Raw genomic sequence first — 20762 nt, forward strand, 5'->3', positions numbered from 1 at the left:
CAACTCAAATAGGCAACTAATTGAACTTATTTCTTATTTGGTAGGAATTGGTCAACTACGATTCCAACAGCTAATCCAATTAATGTTGCGACAGCAATTTTACTTATCACAATCCCAATAATTAGACCAATTAAAGTTGTCATTCCTGCAATTAAAGTGTGTCTAGTCATATTGACCTCCAAAAATTTAATATATCTAGTATACCAGTATCGAAACCTGTTTAACACTGGTGACCTCTTATAGTGAGACAAATCTTAATAAAAGCTAAATATCAGTTAAAATAATAGCCTTTTTTTTAATTTCAGTTTAATATAATGAGTAAGACTAAAACGATTGGAGGGCCTGACAATGTTCGAACAAGCTTGGTTTTTCTTCACCCATTTCGAAAATTATTTAGGACCTCTTTTCCAGACTTTAGGTAACTGGAGTTACTTAATTCTTTTTGTACTTATCTTTGCCGAAACAGGTCTTGTTGTTTTTCCTTTTCTACCTGGTGAGTCGCTACTCTTTTTCACTAGTTCCATTGCCGCCTACTCAACAGATACCATTGATATTCGGGTATTAGTCCCAATATTCTTTTTTGCCGCACTCTCTGGAGATGCCGTGAATTTTGAAATTGGTCGACATTTAAATAAATTACCTTTCTTTAAAAAAAGAATCCCCCCTGAAAAGATGGAAATCGCCAAAAGTTTTTTCAAAAAACATGGTGCAAAAACAGTCGTATTTGGACGCTTTATCCCATTAATTAGAACTTTTGTGCCACTTATTTCTGGTACTATTCAAATGAATTACAGACATTTTAGTATTTTCAACTTAATTGGCGTCTCACTTTGGGTAGCCATTGGAAGTGGCGTCGGTTACTACTTCGGCGCAATTCCATTTGTTAAGGATCATTTTTCTATTATTTTCCTTTCAATTGCCGGGATAGCATTACTTCCAGTGGTCTTAGCTGGGTTAGTACAACTTACGAAATTTTTACTTAGAAAAAAACTTGATGCTAAATTCTAGGATAAGCTTTTTAGAATAATCGTTTTCTTTAGCGTATAATGGGGCTATCACATAAACTTCAGGAGGTTCTCATGCCATTTACAGTCTATCTCGTTCGCCATGGTCAAACCATTTTCAATAAATATAATCGGATGCAAGGTTGGTCCGATTCACCACTTACAGAAAAAGGCATTAACGACGGCCACACTACTGGAAAAAAATTATCACAAATTCAGTTTGCTAATGCATACAGTAGTGATACAACCCGCGCAAATCGTACAGCTAACTACATTTTATCTGAAAATGAAAACTCTTCAGATTTAATTGTTACAACATCTGAGTTTCTTAGAGAGCAAGGCTATGGTTACTATGAAGGTGCCGATTCTTCTCAAGCTTGGTTTGTTGTTGGTAAGCCACATGGCGCTGCTAATTTCACTGAGATTTTGCAAAAATTTTCAATTGAAGAGGCACGTGACTTCTTCAAAGAAATCGATCCTTTCCATGATGCTGAAGACGATGCCGATTTTTGGGCACGTCGTAATAAAGGTTTTGATTTATTGCGTAAAGATGCTAAAGATGGCGATAACGTTTTAGTTGTCAGTCATGGGACAACAATCAGAAGTATCGTTTCTCATTTTGCACCCGAAATTGATATTACAATGAGCCCTAAAAACGGTAGTGTAACTAAGTTAATCGTTGATGACAATTCAGTTAAAGTTGAATATTTCAATCATCACGATGATGATAAAATCTAAATAAAAAAGGAGTAACCAATTTTTAAAATTGGTTACTCCTTTTAGTTTAAATTGATTTACGTTGTGTCTTGTAATCGATAACTTCTTTTTCAGATAAATTACCTAATTCTTGTAATTTATCTTCAATAATATTTAAAACAATATTACGATCAGCTTCATTTTCAACAAAATCGTATTTATCGCCATCAATAACTAAAAATTCAGAAACGTCATATTCTTTTTCCCAATCTTCATAATAGCGAAGTAATGTTTTATAGTATTCAACCAATGAGTGGTCAGTTTCAATTTGTTCATAATCACGGCCACGTTTTTGAATACGATTAACCATTGTTTCATAAGAAACTTTAATCATAACCATCAAATCGGGTGATTTTTTATGTGCAGCATAAGGTAACTCTTCAAGCATATTTTCTAATAAATCTTGATAGATGTTATATTCAACAGTTGTGGCATTACCCATTTCTGTATTCATCTTCATAAAAATAGCATCTTCATAAATTGAACGATCAAGAACATTATTATCTTCTTGCATTGCTGCTTTAATCATTCTGAAACGACGATTCAAAAAGAAAGTTTGTAATAAGTAAGCGTAGGGATTTGTTGCTTCCTTATCCCCTGCTTCACGTTTTTTTGCAGCGATTTCGTTACCTTTGTAAAATAAAGGTAATACCGGGTTATCTGTAACAGGTTCGTAAAAAGCCTCTACCCCAAGTTCTTCAGATAAAATTTTTGTCATACTAGATTTTCCTGAACCAATAATACCAGCCAACGTAATCAAAATAATAAACACTCCTTCTTGAATAGTTAATACAATTTATGCAGTTAAAACAATTAGATTTAGACTTGTAATTAATATCTCATTCGGTATCATCTTACTAGTAGTCATAAATAATCTCATATTTTAATTCTCCGTTTATTTAGTATACATTGGATTAAATAAAATAAAAGTCTTTTCTTTTTCTAAAATTAATGCATTAAGTGAGACTATTCATCAAAAACCAGACAGCTCTAAGTACCTTTTTTATTTACAAATTAAATATTTATTTATGAAAGGATTTCATATGTCATTTACCGTTTATATGGTTCGTCATGGCCAAACTTTTTTTAACTCTTTCCAGAGAATGCAAGGCTGGTGTGACTCTCCACTTACAGATAAGGGAATCAACGATGCCACCCATTCAGGAAAACTTTTACGCGATAAATCATTTAATGCCATTTATCGAAGTGACACAATGCGTACAAAAAAAACACTAAGCCATATTTTAAGTGAAACGAATGTTGAAGAAAATGCACAGTTAACACCAATTGAAACAGCACTTTTTAGAGAAGAATATTATGGCTCATTTGAAGGCCAAGATACTGCAGCTGTTATGCAAACAGTTGGTACACCTTTTAATTGTCAAACCTTCAATGATATTCTTGAAAAATATTCCATCGAAGACTCACGTGATTTCATAAAAAGTGCTGACCCTTTTAATTTAGCTGAAAATGACCAAGAATTTTGGAATCGCTATGATCATGCTTTTGATTTTTTACGCACTAACCAAAATAATAATGACAACGTTCTATTAGTTGGTCACGGGACAGCAATTAGAAGTATCGTTTCACGATACGCACCTAATATTGATATATCATCTAGTCCTAAAAATGGTAGCGTCACTAAATTAATCGTTCATCACGATACAATTGAAGTTAGCTATTATGGTAATTTTGGCGAACAACCCATCTAAATAAAGAGAGGTGAATACTCAGTTTTAAAAACTGAATATTCACCTCTTTTTTATTTTTTTAATACCATCCCTTTATATAAGGTAACTGTTACCCAATAATATCCCAAATAGAGAACTGCAAAAATAATAAATGGAATCGTTATATGTGAATATGGATCTGGAATTAATTCCTTGAACATTTGTAGTCCGAATAAAACGTGGATTACACCGACAATTCCAGGTAAGAAGAATAAGATGCCAATTTCGCGCCTAATTGATTTTTTCATTAGTCGTTGCTTAGCGCCTAATTGGTTCAATAAATCATATCGTTTTTTATCCGTTGCCGCACTAGACAATATTTTAAACATAAGAACACTTGCTAACATTGCCAACATCGCAACGCCTAAGAAGAATCCAATGAATTCTAATCCGCCATAAATGCCGTTAGCCAACTGATATACGACATACTTATTCATAAAATAAGATGAATTATCTAACTGATTTTTAGGTATTTCTTCGCTCAATGCTTTTAAGATTTCTTTATTATCTTTAAATGATGCTAACCTAACAGTATGGATACGTTGTGTCTTCGCCGAAACAGCTGAAAATGATGCGTCAGAGACAAGTACTGGATTTAACATATCAGGGGATTCCAATGTAGTTCTAACAGCATTTCCCCATAGATTATCCTCATTTTTAGCTGTCATTTTGGCAGGGTCAACTTTAATAAATTTACCGGTAGCCGTTCCCGTTTCCGTGAAATCAAGCGTGTACAATGGTGATTTCACAAAGTCAGATTTTTTAAAATAACGGACAGAACCAACTTTTTTTGCTTCATAAATGGACTCTTTTTTATCAGTCAATTGACTAAGTAATTTTTTCTCTTTTGTTGATGGATTTTGGACAACAACATCATATGGGGAAGTAGAAGTAGCTGTTTGATCAACCACACCAGAGAATCCCATCCCAACAGTTATTGCGCCTAATGCTAGTGCAAATAACATCGCAACCATTGTTAGAACCCGATTTAATGAACCTAATCGAAAGCTAAGTTGCCCTAATAAAAAGGTATTTAATTGCTTTTCAGAAAATCCCTTATTACGTTTTAATAATTGAACCAATCCACTAAATAATGAATTGAAAATTAAAAATGTCCCAATCAAAATTGTTACGACTGACCCAATAAATCCAGCCATTTGAAACAGTGCTAAATGACTTAATAAATAATAGCCACTTGCAATTAAACCTAATCCTAAGATACTTTGAATTAAGATATTATAAGATTTTAGCTTTTTACCTTGTGGTTGTTCTGCTTCATTTAATAATTTTAAGATAGGCGTTCTTAACAAGCTTTGTCGATTAAATATAGCAGCAATCATGAAAAGAATAACGAAGAAAAGCATTGTTATTAGGATTGCTGGGAAATAAAAAGCTTGAAAAGAATGCGGTGCAAGATCCATTTTATCTACTAAAAATTGGCTAACGCCATATGTCAGTCCAATACCAACTAAAATACCAACAGCTGTTGCAATTAAGCCAATAATTAAAGTTTCAGTGAAAATTAAGCGCCCAATCTTACGCTTTTTAGCGCCTAGCATCATGAACATCCCATAATCTCTTTGACGCATGCTCATTAAAAATGTATTCGCATAGATAATATAAAACAGTGTAATAATTGCAAGTAGTACAGAACCTACTTGGAAAATCATTGCTGCAAATTTTATCGTCGCATTTTGTTTAATAAATTCTTGATTAGTTGCTAATGCTTCAAACATGTAAAAGATTGCTGAAGCCATAATGAGTCCTGATAACAAGATTAGATAATCTTTAAAGCGACTCTTAATTCCAGTTAAGGATAATTTTAATAACATATTGTTTCCTCCCTTCTTAAAATTATTGTTCACTCTTAGCTAGTTCATTTAAAATTTCTTGATAAAACTCTGTTCGCGTATTCGTTCCTTGAATCAATTCTCGACCAATCTTACCATCTTTAATAAAGAGAATTCGTTGACAGTAACTCGCACTAACAGCGTCATGAGTCACCATCAAAATTGATACTTGATCATTTTTATTTAAACTTTCCATCGTTGATAGGAGTGACTTTGCACTTTTAGAATCCAAAGCACCTGTTGGTTCATCTGCTAATAAGATTGCAGGATTATGGACTAAAGCACGAGCTGCTGCAACTCGTTGCTTTTGGCCACCAGATAATTCAGTTGGAAATTGTCCAAGAACACTATCTATCCCCAGTGTTTTCGTTAATTTATCAATACGTTCTTGATATTTAGAAATAGACGCATTCTGTAATGATAGTGGCAATGTTATATTTTCAGCTGCCGTTAAGTTATCTAGCAGGTTAAAACTTTGGAAAATAAAGCCAATTTGTTGTGCTCTAAAATCTGATAGTTTATCGCCACGCATCATTGAGATATCCTGATTATTAATCTCAATTTGTCCTGAAGTCGGCTGGTCTAGTGTTGATAATAAGTTAAGTAATGTTGATTTACCTGATCCTGATGCCCCCATGATACCAATAAATTCACCCTGTTCGACAGAAAAATTAATCCCTTTTAAGGCTTCCGTTTTCTTCTCTTTATTCTTACCGTAGACTTTTTTAACATCTTTTGCGCTTACAACTATTTCTTTCATTTTATTAGTCCTCCATTTATATTTATCATTTTACTATATGTGTACTATTATACATAGTACACATTAAATAGCAATTTTTATTATCGTTAATTCTTAACTTAATTCTCATTAAAACGATTACATTTTATATTAATTTAATTTTTCATGGAAATTAATTAGTCAGTTCACTATACTTATAAATTGTTAGTTTAATTTACATAGTTATTTATCACGGGAGGTACTTATGGAAAACGAGAAAAAAACATTTATATCGTGGCCAGTTTTGGCATTAATGTCATTCGTAACAGTTATTGGCTTCGACGATATCGTCTATAACTTTCAAAATCAAGGTATGGGCGTTATTACATCTTGGATCATTTTATTGCTATTATATGTAATTCCCTATTCTTTAATGGTAGGACAATTAGGTTCCGTCTTTAATTCAGAAGGTGGCGGTTTAAGTTCATGGGTTCGCGGAACTCGTGGCGAAAAACTAGGTTACTTTACGGCATGGACTTATTGGGCTGCTTCGATTCCTTACGTTGTTGATACCGCTAATTCAGTCGTTGTTGGCTTTGGTTGGTTATTTAACGGAAGTAATGCACTCGAAGATAGTTTATCAACAGCTATGTTCGCGTTAATAACATTAGTAATCTTCGTTGGTTTCATTTTTGTTCAACGTTTCTTCAAAGGTTCATTAGAATTTTTAGGTCTTATTGGTGGTGGTACCATGTTCATCCTCACAATTTTATATGTTGTAATGGCATTTGGCTCATTATTAACACCTTCAGGTCGTATTGCAACAACAAATATGAGCTGGCACACACTAATTCCTAAATTTGATTTACATTATTTCACAACAATTGGTTTATTAATTTATGCGATTAATGGTGCAGAATTAATTGCGCCATTTGTCACAAAAATGAAAAAACCTAAAAAAGATTTCCCTAAAGCCATGATTATGTTAACCGTTATGACAATCTTCTTAACAGTTTTCGGCTCATTCGCACTTGGGATTTTCTTCAATGCCCATAACATTCCTAATGATTTTAAAATGAATGGTTCGTACTACGCATTCCTTCGTTTAGGAGATCAATTTCATATGGGTAGTTGGTTAATGTATGCCTTCGCTATTACTCAAATTGTGTACATGTGTGCTCTTCTAGCTGTTCTTCTTGACGCTATGACTCGCATGCTTATCTCTGACACAGGCGCTCGTTATATGCCTAAGAAATTACTTAAAGTTAACAAAGATGGTTTACCAATTAATGGGTACATTTTAACTTGTACTTTAAGTGCCTTCATTCTCTTCTTGGGTGTCTTCTTGCCAGATATGAATACAATCTTTAATTGGTTACTGAACTTGAATGGAATTATTTCACCAGGTGTCACTTGTTGGATTTTCTTCGCCTTCATGCAGATCCGTAAAAATAGTGCTAAATATCCATCAGAATATGTCTTCATTAAAAATGACAAATTAGCTTACGCTGTTGGTTTATGGTGCTTAGTTGTTACTGTTTTGGCAACAGTCTTTGGGATTATTCCTCAAGATGTCGAGATGGGTAGCTCACTATTCTACTACCAGTTAGCCATCAATATTATTAGTGTCGTTGTTCTTATCGGTCTTGGATTCATTATGCCAATGATTGCTGAACGTGAACGTAAAAGAGATGGTATTAAAGATTAAATTCAAAAACGCTATGACTACTTAATTAAAAGTAGTCATAGCGTTTTTGAATTTAATCTTTTATTATTATGCCATCTACACCTATTGACTCACAAATCGTTAAAAACCTCACATCTTCTAGATTTTCAAAATGAACGTGATAGTATTTAAACCACTCACGATATTCTTTATAGGTTGTTATAATTTGATTGGCCTCATTTTTATCATTTTTTAAATCATTGAATAGCGCTCTACGATCCTCATTAAATCCATAAAATGCTGTGTAAGTCGCAATACTTTCAAGAAACACATCAGAAATAATTTCCCAACTCATTTGATTCTCCGGAATATTTCTTTCCTCTAATAATAGCCTCACATCATACGGTAATGCGTTTACATTTTTTATTCCTTCACCTAAACTCATTCGATTACCCCCCGATAATTGCAATTAATATACCACACCCTTCTCATCGATAACAAGCACTTGGCTTGTTATCTATTTTAATTTTTTCTGCGTCTTATAAAAACAAAAAAAGCTTAACAATATTGTTAAGCTTGCCGTATATTTTAAGTTCGCATTTTAAGTTAAATTAATTTTATATTCTAACTTTTTTTTACTTAATTTCTTGTATGATAGCATTTCTTAATTATTACTTGCATATGCTTGTTGACCATCATACCATTCACAGACAGTTAGAAATCTTAATTTCGAAAAACAATTAACATTAGCCTGATATTTTTCGAACCAATTACGATAATACCGATATTGCTTAATTAACTGCGCGGCCTCTTCTGGATTTTGTTTCAATTCATCAAATAGCTGCTTTCTATCATCGTTAAATCCATAGAATTCAGTAAAATTAATTGTACTTTTAATAAATAAATCGAATAATACGGCTAAATCATTATCTTTTTCGCAGAGACGCCCCTCTTGAAAAAGTAATTGTACATCATACGGTAATTCTTTGTACGCTTCATTATATACTTCTGTATCATCTATCATGTTGGGTGCTCCCATTCTCCCCACCATATAAAACCCTTTGTTCCACATAACGTTTTAGTTGAACCTTTTATTCATTCCCAAATCAAAAAATAGTTATGTCGTTACCTAATTCTAATACATCTAGTATACATTATTTTATGCATAATTACCTAAAATTTTTATACTTCCTTTAATATATTTAAGATACTCATACAATTAATAGTTTACACCCTTTTTAAAATCAAAAAAGACCTTTTCAAAAATTCTTGAAAAGATCTTTCTGATTTATTATTCAGCTTCTTCTGCCAAAGTATTGGCAGCTCGTTCCTTATACATAGGGATTTCATCTTCACTTGCTAAAACAAAATGTTCTGGCGAAATTTCAACCATTCGACGTTTTTTACCATCTGCCTCAACTGACGAATCGTATGGTACTGGAATGCGATTACGTTCAAATTCAGGGTCAGGAACAGGAACGGCCGAGATTAAACTGGCTGTATAATCGTGTAAAGGATGTGTATATATTTCGTCTGCAGGAGCTATTTCTAATAACTTACCATAATGCATCACACCAATTCGATCACTGATATATTTAACCATTGATAAATCATGTGCAATAAACAAATATGTTAAGTTATGTTCAATTTGTAATTCCTTCAACAAATTAACAACCTGCGCTTGAATTGAAACATCTAATGCAGAAATAGGTTCATCTGCGATGATAAACTTAGGTTCTACAGCTAAAGCACGAGCAATACCAATACGTTGGCGTTGGCCACCTGAAAATTCATGGGGGTAGCGGCTAGAATGATCTTTATTCAATCCAACTGTTTCTAATAATTCTTCAACACGTTTCGCACGTGCTTCATCATTGGCAGCTAAATGGTGAATATCTATTCCTTCTGCCACAATATCTTTAACTTTCATTCGTGGATTTAGTGATGCATATGGATCTTGAAAAATCATTTGCATGTCACGGCGAAATTGTAATTTATCTTTTTTAGACTTAATTTTACGAATATCAACACCATCAAAATCAATTTTACCATCAGTTGGTTCATATAAATTGATGATACTACGACCTGTTGTTGTTTTACCAGACCCTGACTCGCCCACCAAGCCAAATGTCTCGCCTTCATAAATATCAAATGAAATATCATCGATAGCTTTCACTTCGTCTGGTTTGCCGACATTAAAATATTGTTTTAAATGACGGACTTTTAAAATTTTATTTTTCTTTTGTTCCACTATGTTCAGCTCCCCTTCCTTAGTTTTCTACCAAATTTTGATTCGCTTTAATTTTTGTTTCTTGTTGTTTTGCAAAAATTTTATACCGTCTTTGAATTTCAACTGGCGGCGTTACTTTAGGTGCATCTGGATGCAACAACCATGTAGCTGCTGCATGTGTTGGTGAAACATCGAAGAATGGTGGTTGTTGTTCTGTATCAATCTTCATAGCGTACTCATTCCGAGCGGCAAATGCATCCCCTTTTGGTGGATCCAATAAATCAGGAGGTGTACCTGGAATTGCGTACAGATGTTCACTATCAAGTGTTGGCATTGAATTCAATAAGCCCCAAGTATATGGATGTTGTGGGTTATAAAAGACCTCATCGACTGTCCCATATTCAACAATCCGACCTGCATACATAACCGCTACACGATTAGCCATACCAGCAACAACCCCTAGATCATGGGTAATGAAAATAATTGATGTTTCAATTTTTGCTTGTAATTCTTTCATTAATTCCAAAATCTGTGCTTGGATGGTTACATCTAAAGCTGTTGTTGGTTCATCAGCAATTAAAATTTCTGGATAACAAACTAATGAAATCGCAATAACAATTCGTTGGCGTTGACCACCAGAAAATTGATGTGGATAGTCCTTAAAGCGTTTTTTAGCATCTGTAATCCCAACTAACTTCAAAATTTCCAAGGCTTGCGCCATTGCTTTTTCTTTTTTTACATGTTTATGCTTCATTAATGGTTCAGCAATTTGTCTACCAATTCTCATAGTAGGATCTAAAGAAGTCATTGGGTCTTGGAAAATCATTGCGATATCTTTACCACGAATGTTTTCCATTTGTTTTTCTGATTTTTTAAGTAAATCTTCACCATGAAAAAGAATTTCTCCACCCATAACTTCTGCATTATTAGCTAATAATCCCATTAAACTTTTTGTTGTAACGGATTTACCGGAACCTGATTCACCAACGATTGCTAAAGTTTCACCTTTAGCCAGATGAAAACTAACATCACGTATGGCTTTAACATCTCCAGCATACGTATGAAAATTAATTTCTAGATTGTTAACTTCTAAAATATTTTCTGCCATTTTTCAACACCTACTCTTTCGTTTTTGGATCAAAGGCATCACGGAGTCCATCACCTAATAAGTTGAAGGCAACCATGATAATACATAAAACAATTGCTGGATACCACATTTGGTATGGTAAAAACTGGAAATTCTTTTGACCATCATTCAATAATGACCCAAGTGAAGCTTGAGGAGCACTAATCCCAATTCCGATGAAACTTAAGAAAGCTTCGAAGAAAATAGCACTAGGAATTGTAAACATTGTTTGAATAATAATCACACTCGATAAGTTAGGTAGTAAATGTTTCACTGCAATTTTTACGGGTGACTCGCCTAAAGTTCGAGCTGCAAGAATATATTCTTGATCTTTTAATTTCAACGTTTGTGCCCGAACTAATCGAGCCATCGTTGTCCAACCAGTCACTGCAATTGCTAAAATAATTGATGTTAAACCTGGTTTGAAAACCAATAACATTAAAACAATAACGACCAAGTTAGGTACCGATGAAATAATTTCGATGATTCGCTGCATGAATGTATCAACACGTCCGCCACGCCAACCGGACAAGATTCCATAAGCAACACCGACTCCTAAATCGACTAATGCAGCAACTAGTGCCACGATTAAGGAAATCTTAGTTCCATACATAATTCTTGATAACAAATCACGTCCAAAAACATCCGTTCCTAAAATAAAGTATTTATCTTTTGGAATACTATTTTGTTCATAAGCATCATACCAGCTACCTGATGATGTTTTTAACTTTCCATTTAATCCATCTATTGGTACACCAGGAATTTTAGGTGGTAAATTTGTATACTCAACATTTTGTTCTGTTGCACTATGTGGTGCTAAAATGGGGGATCCAAATGCCAAAATAAAAATTGCAACCAGGACCCAAAGTGAGATAAAAGCCCCTTTATTTTTCTTCAACCGACGCCAAGCATCCTGAACGAAAGTCAACGACGGTGCAGCAATTTTTTCATTATCAATAGCGTTATTTTTATCTAACGGTTCAAATGCATCTACTGGTAGGTCAATTTTATCTGCCATCGTTAATTTCTCCTTCCAGTTAATCGAATTCTTGGGTCAATAATACCGTAAATGATATCTGTTAATAAGATAACAACTACTAGTCCAGCTGAATAAAGCATTGTAACACCCATGATTGTGGGGAAATCATTTGTCAAAATTGATTTTACGAATTGTTCACCAATTCCAGGAATTGAGAATATATTTTCAACAACCATTGAACCAGTCATTAATGCAACCGTATAAGGGCCGATTAATGTTACTAAAGGAATTAAACTATTACGTAAAGCATGGTGGAATACAACGCCAAACTTTGTTAATCCTTTAGCCTTAGCCAGTTCAATGTAATCACTGCTTAGGACATCCACCATCTCGGTTCGAATGAACCTGGCCGTCTCCGCCAGTGGGCCAACCCCTAAAGCAATTGTCGGTAGAATCGTGTAACTGAATCCGCCCCAATCAGCAATTGGTAACCAGCCTAACTTTAATCCTACGTAATACTGTAATAAAACAGCTAAGACGAAAGAAGGAATTGAGATACCTAAGATTGATAAAATTGTTGAAGAAGTATCAATCCAAGTATTTTTGTTAATCGCACCAATGGCACCAATCACAATTCCAATAACTATTCCGAAGATGATAGCTTGTAATCCAAGTTGTCCGGATGGTCCAATACGGCTTGAAATTAGGTATGACACAGGTTGATTACTGTATTGGAATGACGTTCCTAAATCACCCTTAACTAATCCCACTAAGTAAATGAGATATTGTTGCCATACGGGTTTATTCAATCCATATTGTTCATTCATAATCTGTAATTGCTCAGTTGTCATTTTTTGCTGATTCGCATAAGGTGATCCAGGCATTAACTTCATTAAAAAGAAGGTAATGGTTGCGACTAAAAACAACGTCAGTAGCATATAAAAAATTCGTTTAACTAGGTATTTACCCATAATTCTGACCCTCACTTTTGCTTTATTATGTAATTAAAACAAGTCAGAATTAGCCGTGGTAGCTAACTCTCACTTGTTAAATTTTAACACGTTAATTAATTATTTAGTAACATAAGCATCTTTGAAATTGTAATTGATACCAGCTCCATTGTAGATAACACCTTTAACTGTTGATCTTAATAATTGAGCTTGAGCCATTTGGTAAAGAGGTGCAATTCCTTGATCTTTCATCAAGATTTTTTCAGCCTTAACTAAATCATCCCAACGTTTATCTGCATTACTTGCATCTGTTGTTTTTGAAGCTTTAATCAATGCATCATATTCACTATTTTTCCATTTACCTGCATTTTGTGAATTATCTGAAGTAAATAAATCTAAGAATGAGATTGGGTCTGAGAAATCAGCACCCCATGCTGTAACAACAATATCGAAATCACCACTAGTTGATTTTGCTAAACGTGATTTGAATGGGATATTTGTTAATGTTACATCCGCACCATCTAAGTTATCTTCAATCGCATTTTGTAAAAATTCATTTGTTTTCTTAGCTTTATCAGTATCATCACTTAGAAGTGAGAAACTAGCTTTTGTAACACCAACTTCTTTTAATCCTGCTTTCCATAATTCTTTTGCTTTTGCAATGTCTGTATTTGCAGTTGATTTAACGGTTGATTCTTTTGCAAAATCTTCGCCTGTTTTAGGATTTGAAGCAAGACCTGATGATACTAAACCTGTCGCAACAGTTGAGCCATCCCCTAAAATTTTATCAACAAATTGTTTTCTGTTGATAACTAATGAAATAGCTTGACGAATCTTTTGGTTATTAAATAATTTATTCTTTTGATTGTATTGTAAGTAGAACGTTGATGCTTGTTTACGTGTGATATAGTCTTTATCTGTTTTCAATGTTTTAGCTTGTTCAGCAGATAAATTCGTCATATCTAATTTTTGACTTTGGTATAAATTATAGCTTGTTGTATTATCTTTAGAAACTTGGAAATTCATTTGTGTTAGCTTAACTGCTTTTTTATCCCAATAAGTGTCATTTTTCTTTAGGTCCCAAGTTAAGTTAGTTCCTGTCCAATCATTTAATGTAAATGGACCATTGTAAACCATGTATTTGCTTTGTGTGCCATATTTAGAACCATACTTTTCAACAACTTTTTGATTTTGTGGATAGAACGTTGGGAAGCCCATCAATAATTTGAAATATGGTACTTTTTTATCAAGTGTTACAACTAATGTATGTTTGTCAGTTGCTTTGATTCCCAATGTTGATGGCGCCATCTTACCCGCGCTGATTGCATCATAATTTTTAATCCCTGAGAAGAGGTAACCATATTGTGAAGCTGTCTTAGGATTAACGGTCCGTTGCCATGAATAAACAAAATCTTTAGCCGTTACATCGTCTCCGTTGCTCCATTTTGAATCACGAAGTTTAAATGTATAAGTCATGCCATCTTTTGAAACGGTTGTTTTAGTTGCAAGTGCATTTGACACTTTACTGTTCTTACCAATTCTGTATAAACCTTCATTAGTATTGTTCAACATGTTAAAGCTAACTGTATCCGTTGCTGTCGATAAATCCATCGATGGTAATTCAGCTGTTTCAGACCAATTAATAACCTGTTTATCAGCGAGTTCTTTACTATCTGAAGATGAAGATTTAGATCCACACGCTGCCAAGACAATGACAGACAATGCTAGCACACCACTTAATTTCAAAACTGACTTTAACTTCATAATATGACCTCTCCTTTTTTATTTACCTTTTCTTAACGTAGGTTTATCTTACATTAGAAAAAGATTAAAATCAACATTAAACTCTAATTTAATTAAAAAGAGATTCAAGCGCCTTTAAAAAAGCCGTTTAACTATATAAAATATTCAACTCATAACATTTGCACGTTGTTAAAATGAGAGTTTGGCCATTTTTATTCATTAATTCTCATTTAATTCAGTTAACTTATTTTGATGTTCGAATATTTTTTTGAATAAATGTTATACTTAACCTATTAATTAAGTTCCACGAGGAGGTTCTCATGAAAGAAACTTATTCTACAGAAATACCAGTTATTGACGTTTTCATTGCTGGTATCGAAAAACAACGTGAAAATTTAGATTATACAATGTCTGAATTAGCTGCATTAGTCGAAGCTAACAACATGCATGCTGTTGAAGACATTCGTCAGAAATTAGATCGACCAACTGCTGCCCTTTACTTTGGTAAAGGTAAAGCTGAAGAATTCAAGACTGAAAGTGAAGCACAAGGTGTGAAAATTTTAGTTGTAAACGACGAATTATCACCAACTCAAATTCGTAACCTTGAAGCTGCATCAGGTATGGAAGTTATGGATCGTACAGGCCTGATTTTAGCTATTTTTGCTTCAAGAGCACAATCACGCGAAGCAAAACTCCAAGTTCAAATGGCTCAACTTCAATATCAGTTACCTCGTTTAAGAGGGATGCAAGATAAACTAGATCAACAATCTGGTGGTGGACTCGCTAACCGTGGTGCTGGCGAAACGAAGATTGAATTAGATCGTCGTGTGATTGAAAATCGGATTAACCACATTAAAAAAGATCTTGCTGAAATGGACAAAGAAGAATCTACTAGACGTAAACAACGTGATAAATCTGGTATTCCGACTGTTGCATTAGTTGGTTATACTAATTCAGGTAAATCAACGACAATGAACGGCTTGCTTCGTCTAATCGGACAAGATGATGACAAACAAGTTTTTGAAAAGAATATGTTGTTTGCTACATTAGATACAAGTGTCCGTAATATTCAATTTGAAGATAAAAAACAAATTTTATTGAGCGATACTGTTGGTTTTGTCAGCAAATTGCCTCACCAATTAGTAAAAGCTTTCCGTACAACCTTGGCTGAAGCTGCACAAGCTGATTTACTTATCCAAGTGATTGACGTGGCTGATAAACATGCTGAGGAAATGATTCAAACAACTGAAGATACATTAAAAGCTATTGGCGTCGAAAACATTCCGATGATTTATGCCTATAATAAAGCTGATTTAGCAAATATTGATTATCCTACTTTCTCAGATGATAAATTCACTTATAGTGCGCGTGATGAAAAATCACTTAATCAATTAGTAGATATCATTAAAAAGAATGTCTTTAAAGATAACGAAATTATGACTGTTCTTATCCCATTTGATAAAGGTCAACTTGTTGATTTAATCAATGAAAAGGCAACTATCTTAGAAACAGATTATGAAGAATCAGGTACAAAATTAAAGATTGATGCAACAAAAACTATTGCAACCCAATTGCAAGATTACATCGTTTAAAATAATTCTATAAAAAGAGTGCGTGAATCGGTCTGAAATAGCCGATTCACGCACTCTTTTTTGTCGTCATAATCATATCTAGTTTATTGCATGATTCCCGCTGTTATGCTAAAATGCAACTATTCATTTTAGAAAAGGAGGATTCAATTTTGGAAAAAAAACCAGCAGTTGGACTTAACAGATCGTTAGGTCTATGGTCAGCATTATCAATCGTAATCGGAACTGTTATTGGTTCTGGTATCTTCTTTAAACAAGCTTCGGTACTTGACTACACCGGCTCTACTACAAATGCCCTGCTCGCATGGCTATGTGGTGGTATCATAACCTTAACCGCTGGACTAACTGTTGCTGAAATTGGATCTCAAATTCCAGAAACCGGTGGATTATATATCTACATGGAAAAAATTTACGGTAAAATTTGGGGTTTCTTAGCTGGTTGGATGCAAGTTATCGTGTATGGACCAGCTATGATTGCTGCGTTAGGCGCGTACCTTGCTATTTTAATAGTAGATTTCTTTAGTATTCCAGCTGGTTATTCTCATTTAATCGCATTAATTGCAGTCATTTCTATTGGCTTCCTAAATATGCTATCAAATCGTTATGGTGCTTCATTCCAGATTATTACAACTATTTGTAAATTATTCCCTATTGCTGCTATTATTATTTTTGGTTTATTTTTTGGCAATGCAAATGCACTTGGCCAATCTGTTGCAACTGTCAGTCACTCTACAAATAATTTTGGTGTTGGTATACTAGCTACTTTATTTGCTTATGATGGTTGGATTCTGATTGCTAATATGGGTGATGAAATTAAAAATCCTAAAAAGACATTACCTAGAGCTATTGTTTTAGGAATTTCAATTGTTCTTCTTATTTATATTCTTGTTTCGTTCAGTATTATGCGTGTCATGCCTGCTAGTCAAATCCATCAACTAGGCGAAAATGCAACACCACAATTTGCTAAGATTGCCTTTGGCCAACTTGGTGGAAAAATTATGAATATCGGTGTCATTATTTCTATTCTTGGTTGTATGAACGGTAAAATCATGACATTCCCTCGAATTATGTGGGCAATGGGTAAGAACAAACAATTACCTTTCCATAAAGAAATATCTTATTTACATCCAAAATCACATTCACCTGTTATTGCAACATGTGTGGCTTTAAGTATTGCAGCGATTATGATTTTATTTTTTGATGCTGATCGCTTATCTGAAATTTGTATTTTTACAGTTTATTGCTTTTATGTTATGACTTTCGTCGGCCTCTTTATCTTACGCCGTCGGAATAAAGGAACAGATTTAAAACGTGTTTTCTCAGTTCCATTGTTCCCCATAACACCTATTGTTGCTATCTTAGGTGCAGCCTTCGTTTTAGTTAGCGAAGTTCAATCAGATATTGTAGGTGTTTTAATTTCATTTACAATTGTTGCACTTGGTATCCCGGTTTATTTATACGAAACACATAAAAATAAAGATCTATAATAAAAAATGTGTAATGACAGCTATTGTCATTACACATTTTTATTTTTAATTCATCATTTTCCGGGAAAAGGATTATTCACAAAAAGTTGTGTATAAAATTTAATTTCTTGCAAAGTCTGAGCAATTTTATTTTTTGTATAATCTGTTAACTTAGCATCGTTATTTAGTTGTCCATCTTCATTAAATGTTTGATCAACTATTCCCAATAATGTTGGCGTAGGCAACGTGATAAATCCTAATCGATTCAAAATAGGTACTAATTCAGCTGTTGCAAATTGTGCACCGCGCATGTTATCTGAGTAGCCCACAATCTTAACTGGTTTACGTTGCCCTTCAAAAGCCAAATAATCGATTGCATTTTTCAAAACGGCTGGAATAGCATGATTATATTCAGGCGTTAAGATAATAAAGCCATCTGCCGCAGCTACATCCGCTATCCATCGTGCTTCATTTTCAGGTAGTTGTCGATTTTCATTTTGCATAGGTGCCAATTTTTCGTGGAAGAAGGTTAACTGATAGTCACTTAATTTTAGAAATGAAAATTCAACATTATCCTGATTTTTTGCTACTCCTTCAATATACTTAATGACCCTTTTACCAATAGAATTCTCTCTTGAACTCCCTAGAATAACAGCAATTTTCACCATGACATCATCTTCTTTCTAATTTATTTTTCAATCAAACAAACCGTCATTTTATGCCGATTCTACTAACTAATAAAAATGGTTGCTAAAATCTATATAGATTTCAACAACCATTTTTATTTTATTGTCTACGCTAAGCGTCTTTCTAAGTATCTTGAAACCAATGATAGTGCATAACAAACGACGAAGTACATCACTGCTAAAGCGACGAACATTGGAATAACATAATTAGTATTTTGACCGTATACTAATTGTGCATGATACAGTAACTCTGGTAAAACAATGATAGTAGCCAATGACGTATCTTTAATTAATGAGATAAATTGACTAACCAATGGTGGAATCATTTTCTTTAAAGCTTGTGGTAAGACAATCACACGCAGACCTTGCCAATAAGTTAGACCATTTGCGCGAGCACCTTCCATTTGTCCGGGTTCAACAGCTTGAATACCACTTCGAATGATTTCAGCTAACATTGCTGATTCGAAAACGGTCATCGCTAACGTTGCTGACCAGAAAATTGATAACCGAATACCAACATTTGCTAAGCCAAAATAAACGAAAAATAAGATTAAAAGTAATGGTAAATTTCGAATTAAATCAATTATAAAACCAACTATAGCAGATAAACGTTTTACTTTAATATATCGTGTTAGGCCTAGAATAGCGCCAATTATAAAACTGAAAATAATTGAAATAACTGAAACTTCGATTGTTACTAATAATCCTTGTAGTAAGTAGCGAATATTTTCCCAACTATATGCTGCAATAAAATCTGACATATTTTTCTAGACCCCCTTTAACTTAATTTCTTTTCTAAATGTCTCATGTAATAACTTAATGGCATCGTGATAATTAAATATAACACCCCAACGATAATGTACGTGTTGATTGTATCAAATGTTGTTGATGCGATAATATCACCTTGGTACATTAAATCAAATCCAGCAACGAAGGCTAAAACTGAAGAGTTTTTTACCAAATTAATGAACTGATTACCCAAAGGTGGAATCACATATTTAAATGCCTGGGGTAAAATAATATGAAACATCGATTGCATGAATGTTAACCCGTTTGAGCGAGCACCTTCCATTTGTCCAGGATCAACAGCTCTAATCCCAGCACGAACTGTTTCTGCAATAAAGGCAGATGTGTAAATCGTTAGTCCGATTGTTCCAGCTGTAAATCCGTTGATATTCGTAACGTACATAGGTACCACAACGTAGAAAAACATTGCAACAACCAATAACGGAATATTTCTAAATATTTCAATATAGATACGTGCAATAATTTTTAAAATTCGATATGGCATTTCTTCCAAAATTGCAAAGAACGAACCTATAATTAAACTAAAAAATAATGCGAGTACACTTGAACACAATGTATAGCCAAGTCCTGTTAATAAGGCTTGCCAATGTTCTGTAAAAATCGTAATCATTGTTGACTCGCCTCCTTCACACTAAATCCTGGAATATCGCCAAACCATTTGTTTAATAATTTTTCATACGAGCCATCGGCACGCATTTCAGCTAAAGCCTTATTAACTTCATTCTTAAATTCACCTTGGCCTTTATCAATCGCAATTCCGTAAGGTTCATGCGTAAAAGTACCACCAACAACAGCAAAATCAGAATTCTCTTTAACCATCCCATATAAAATACCATTATCAGTTGTTAAAGCATCACCTTGACCAGATTTTAGTGCGGTTAATGCTTGCGCATAATCATCTAGTTCCAGCACTTCTGCTTTAGGTGCATACTTCTTCATGTTAATAACTGAAGTTGAACCCTTAACACCTAAAACAACCATACCGTCTTTATTCAAATCTTTTACGGATTTAATTGAGCTTGTTCTTTTAACTAAAATAGCTTGTCCGGCAGCAAAATAAGAGTTAGAAAAATCAACTTGTTTTTCACGATCTTTAGAAATGGACATCGTCGCAATAATTGCATCAATATTTCCATTTTTCAAAAGTGGAATTCTTGTTTTACTTGTTACCTGAACAAAATTAGCTTTACCATCTTTACCTAAGATTTTTTTTGTCACTGCCTTAGCAATATCAATATCAAATCCTTGGATTTCACCGGTTTTGATGTTCATTAAACCAAATAACTTCGTATCTGCTTTAACACCCCAGTTAATTGTTTTTGTTTCTTTAGCTGTTGTTGCAATGTTGGCTTTACTTTGCGCTCCACAGCCTGCAATAACTAATACCATAGCTATACTCATAAACAATAAGCTAATTTTTCTTAATTGTTTCATATTTTAATCCCCACTCTCACAGTCTTGA

At 33.9% G+C, this 20762-nt stretch carries 21 protein-coding genes; 6 read left to right on the top strand and 15 right to left on the bottom strand.

Translation table 11 applies throughout. The features are described from left to right. Positions 1-26 precede the first annotated feature (26 nt). A complete protein-coding gene (locus AC1RPR_RS00415) occupies positions 27-170 on the bottom strand; it encodes a hypothetical protein (protein WP_481760913.1) in 144 nt (47 codons plus the stop codon). Between the two features lie 178 nt (positions 171-348). On the opposite strand from AC1RPR_RS00415, the gene AC1RPR_RS00420 reads away from it, so the two are divergent. Both AC1RPR_RS00420 and AC1RPR_RS00425 read left to right on the top strand, forming a co-directional pair. Continuing rightward, positions 349-1008, top strand: coding sequence for a VTT domain-containing protein (locus AC1RPR_RS00420; RefSeq protein WP_481760914.1), 660 nt, complete (start codon positions 349-351; stop codon positions 1006-1008). Positions 1009-1079: 71 nt separating this feature from the next. After that, entirely contained in the window at positions 1080-1742 is a 663-nt protein-coding gene (locus tag AC1RPR_RS00425) for a histidine phosphatase family protein (RefSeq protein WP_481760915.1), read from the top strand. A gap of 46 nt (positions 1743-1788) precedes the next feature. On the opposite strand, the gene AC1RPR_RS00430 is transcribed toward AC1RPR_RS00425, so the two are convergent. Next, positions 1789-2520, bottom strand: coding sequence for a deoxynucleoside kinase (locus tag AC1RPR_RS00430; RefSeq protein WP_481760916.1), 732 nt, complete (start codon positions 2518-2520; stop codon positions 1789-1791). A 268-nt stretch (positions 2521-2788) separates the two neighbouring features. On the opposite strand from AC1RPR_RS00430, the gene AC1RPR_RS00435 reads away from it, so the two are divergent. Then, positions 2789-3472 (top strand): histidine phosphatase family protein, encoded by a 684-nt coding sequence (locus tag AC1RPR_RS00435; RefSeq protein ID WP_481760917.1) that lies wholly within the window; start codon positions 2789-2791, stop codon positions 3470-3472. A gap of 50 nt (positions 3473-3522) precedes the next feature. Here the strand turns inward: AC1RPR_RS00435 and AC1RPR_RS00440 are convergent, their stop codons facing one another. Both AC1RPR_RS00440 and AC1RPR_RS00445 read right to left on the bottom strand, forming a co-directional pair. Continuing rightward, positions 3523-5322 carry an ABC transporter permease gene (locus tag AC1RPR_RS00440; protein WP_481760918.1) on the bottom strand — a complete coding sequence of 600 codons (1800 nt, stop codon included), beginning with the start codon at positions 5320-5322 and terminating at the stop codon, positions 3523-3525. A gap of 22 nt (positions 5323-5344) precedes the next feature. Continuing rightward, positions 5345-6100, bottom strand: coding sequence for an ABC transporter ATP-binding protein (locus tag AC1RPR_RS00445; protein ID WP_481760919.1), 756 nt, complete (start codon positions 6098-6100; stop codon positions 5345-5347). Between the two features lie 223 nt (positions 6101-6323). Here AC1RPR_RS00445 and AC1RPR_RS00450 point away from each other — a divergent pair, with 223 nt between their 5' ends. Beyond that, positions 6324-7766 carry an APC family permease gene (locus AC1RPR_RS00450; RefSeq protein WP_481760920.1) on the top strand — a complete coding sequence of 481 codons (1443 nt, stop codon included), beginning with the start codon at positions 6324-6326 and terminating at the stop codon, positions 7764-7766. Positions 7767-7818: 52 nt separating this feature from the next. On the opposite strand, the gene AC1RPR_RS00455 is transcribed toward AC1RPR_RS00450, so the two are convergent. From AC1RPR_RS00455 to AC1RPR_RS00485, 7 genes are all read right to left on the bottom strand, one after another. Further along, positions 7819-8169, bottom strand: coding sequence for a hypothetical protein (locus AC1RPR_RS00455; RefSeq protein ID WP_481760921.1), 351 nt, complete (start codon positions 8167-8169; stop codon positions 7819-7821). A gap of 219 nt (positions 8170-8388) precedes the next feature. Further along, positions 8389-8748: a hypothetical protein gene (locus AC1RPR_RS00460; RefSeq protein ID WP_481760922.1), complete on the bottom strand. Its 360-nt coding sequence runs from the start codon at positions 8746-8748 to the stop codon at positions 8389-8391. A 267-nt stretch (positions 8749-9015) separates the two neighbouring features. Further along, entirely contained in the window at positions 9016-9975 is a 960-nt protein-coding gene (locus tag AC1RPR_RS00465; RefSeq protein ID WP_481760923.1) for an ABC transporter ATP-binding protein, read from the bottom strand. 19 nt (positions 9976-9994) lie between these two features. Further along, the gene (locus AC1RPR_RS00470; RefSeq protein ID WP_481760924.1) at positions 9995-11062 is read right to left on the bottom strand and encodes an ABC transporter ATP-binding protein; all 1068 of its coding nucleotides are present in this window, start codon (positions 11060-11062) and stop codon (positions 9995-9997) included. 10 nt (positions 11063-11072) lie between these two features. Beyond that, on the bottom strand, positions 11073-12098 hold the full coding sequence (opp3C, locus tag AC1RPR_RS00475) for an oligopeptide ABC transporter permease (RefSeq protein ID WP_481760925.1): 1026 nt from the start codon (positions 12096-12098) through the stop codon (positions 11073-11075). 2 nt (positions 12099-12100) lie between these two features. Beyond that, positions 12101-13030 (bottom strand): oligopeptide ABC transporter permease, encoded by a 930-nt coding sequence (opp3b, locus tag AC1RPR_RS00480; RefSeq protein ID WP_409021660.1) that lies wholly within the window; start codon positions 13028-13030, stop codon positions 12101-12103. Positions 13031-13129: 99 nt separating this feature from the next. Next, entirely contained in the window at positions 13130-14773 is a 1644-nt protein-coding gene (locus tag AC1RPR_RS00485; RefSeq protein ID WP_481760926.1) for a peptide ABC transporter substrate-binding protein, read from the bottom strand. A gap of 299 nt (positions 14774-15072) precedes the next feature. On the opposite strand from AC1RPR_RS00485, the gene hflX reads away from it, so the two are divergent. After that, complete coding sequence (gene hflX / locus AC1RPR_RS00490) at positions 15073-16344, top strand: GTPase HflX (RefSeq protein ID WP_481760927.1); 1272 nt, start codon at positions 15073-15075, stop codon at positions 16342-16344. A gap of 146 nt (positions 16345-16490) precedes the next feature. Next, the gene (locus AC1RPR_RS00495) at positions 16491-17828 is read left to right on the top strand and encodes an APC family permease (RefSeq protein ID WP_481761139.1); all 1338 of its coding nucleotides are present in this window, start codon (positions 16491-16493) and stop codon (positions 17826-17828) included. Positions 17829-17881: 53 nt separating this feature from the next. Here the strand turns inward: AC1RPR_RS00495 and AC1RPR_RS00500 are convergent, their stop codons facing one another. From AC1RPR_RS00500 to AC1RPR_RS00515, 4 genes are all read right to left on the bottom strand, one after another. Beyond that, positions 17882-18475, bottom strand: a complete 594-nt coding sequence (locus tag AC1RPR_RS00500; RefSeq protein ID WP_481760928.1) for an NADPH-dependent FMN reductase — start codon at positions 18473-18475, stop codon at positions 17882-17884. Positions 18476-18600: 125 nt separating this feature from the next. Beyond that, positions 18601-19254 (bottom strand): amino acid ABC transporter permease, encoded by a 654-nt coding sequence (locus AC1RPR_RS00505; RefSeq protein WP_409021664.1) that lies wholly within the window; start codon positions 19252-19254, stop codon positions 18601-18603. Positions 19255-19271: 17 nt separating this feature from the next. After that, positions 19272-19910: an amino acid ABC transporter permease gene (locus tag AC1RPR_RS00510; protein WP_481760929.1), complete on the bottom strand. Its 639-nt coding sequence runs from the start codon at positions 19908-19910 to the stop codon at positions 19272-19274. Further along, complete coding sequence (locus AC1RPR_RS00515) at positions 19907-20734, bottom strand: glutamate ABC transporter substrate-binding protein (RefSeq protein ID WP_481760930.1); 828 nt, start codon at positions 20732-20734, stop codon at positions 19907-19909. The genes AC1RPR_RS00510 and AC1RPR_RS00515 overlap by 4 nt, the downstream gene beginning before the upstream one ends. Between the last annotated feature and the right edge of the window lie 28 nt (positions 20735-20762).

This window comes from Dellaglioa sp. CoH-57-MRSF-22 (genome assembly GCF_056781895.1).

What these genes read in the sequence shown, in the direction of transcription:
- AC1RPR_RS00415 (WP_481760913.1), bottom strand. Translation starts at nt 170, where the DNA reads ATGACTAGACACACTTTAATTGCAGGAATGACAACTTTAATTGGTCTA.
- AC1RPR_RS00420 (WP_481760914.1), top strand. Translation starts at nt 349, where the DNA reads ATGTTCGAACAAGCTTGGTTTTTCTTCACCCATTTCGAAAATTATTTA.
- AC1RPR_RS00425 (WP_481760915.1), top strand. Translation starts at nt 1,080, where the DNA reads ATGCCATTTACAGTCTATCTCGTTCGCCATGGTCAAACCATTTTCAAT.
- AC1RPR_RS00435 (WP_481760917.1), top strand. Translation starts at nt 2,789, where the DNA reads ATGAAAGGATTTCATATGTCATTTACCGTTTATATGGTTCGTCATGGC.
- AC1RPR_RS00440 (WP_481760918.1), bottom strand. Translation starts at nt 5,322, where the DNA reads ATGTTATTAAAATTATCCTTAACTGGAATTAAGAGTCGCTTTAAAGAT.
- AC1RPR_RS00445 (WP_481760919.1), bottom strand. Translation starts at nt 6,100, where the DNA reads ATGAAAGAAATAGTTGTAAGCGCAAAAGATGTTAAAAAAGTCTACGGT.
- AC1RPR_RS00450 (WP_481760920.1), top strand. Translation starts at nt 6,324, where the DNA reads ATGGAAAACGAGAAAAAAACATTTATATCGTGGCCAGTTTTGGCATTA.
- AC1RPR_RS00455 (WP_481760921.1), bottom strand. Translation starts at nt 8,169, where the DNA reads ATGAGTTTAGGTGAAGGAATAAAAAATGTAAACGCATTACCGTATGAT.
- AC1RPR_RS00460 (WP_481760922.1), bottom strand. Translation starts at nt 8,748, where the DNA reads ATGATAGATGATACAGAAGTATATAATGAAGCGTACAAAGAATTACCG.
- AC1RPR_RS00470 (WP_481760924.1), bottom strand. Translation starts at nt 11,062, where the DNA reads ATGGCAGAAAATATTTTAGAAGTTAACAATCTAGAAATTAATTTTCAT.
- opp3C (WP_481760925.1), bottom strand. Translation starts at nt 12,098, where the DNA reads ATGGCAGATAAAATTGACCTACCAGTAGATGCATTTGAACCGTTAGAT.
- opp3b (WP_409021660.1), bottom strand. Translation starts at nt 13,030, where the DNA reads ATGGGTAAATACCTAGTTAAACGAATTTTTTATATGCTACTGACGTTG.
- AC1RPR_RS00485 (WP_481760926.1), bottom strand. Translation starts at nt 14,773, where the DNA reads ATGAAGTTAAAGTCAGTTTTGAAATTAAGTGGTGTGCTAGCATTGTCT.
- hflX (WP_481760927.1), top strand. Translation starts at nt 15,073, where the DNA reads ATGAAAGAAACTTATTCTACAGAAATACCAGTTATTGACGTTTTCATT.
- AC1RPR_RS00500 (WP_481760928.1), bottom strand. Translation starts at nt 18,475, where the DNA reads ATGGTGAAAATTGCTGTTATTCTAGGGAGTTCAAGAGAGAATTCTATT.
- AC1RPR_RS00505 (WP_409021664.1), bottom strand. Translation starts at nt 19,254, where the DNA reads ATGTCAGATTTTATTGCAGCATATAGTTGGGAAAATATTCGCTACTTA.
- AC1RPR_RS00510 (WP_481760929.1), bottom strand. Translation starts at nt 19,910, where the DNA reads ATGATTACGATTTTTACAGAACATTGGCAAGCCTTATTAACAGGACTT.
- AC1RPR_RS00515 (WP_481760930.1), bottom strand. Translation starts at nt 20,734, where the DNA reads ATGAAACAATTAAGAAAAATTAGCTTATTGTTTATGAGTATAGCTATG.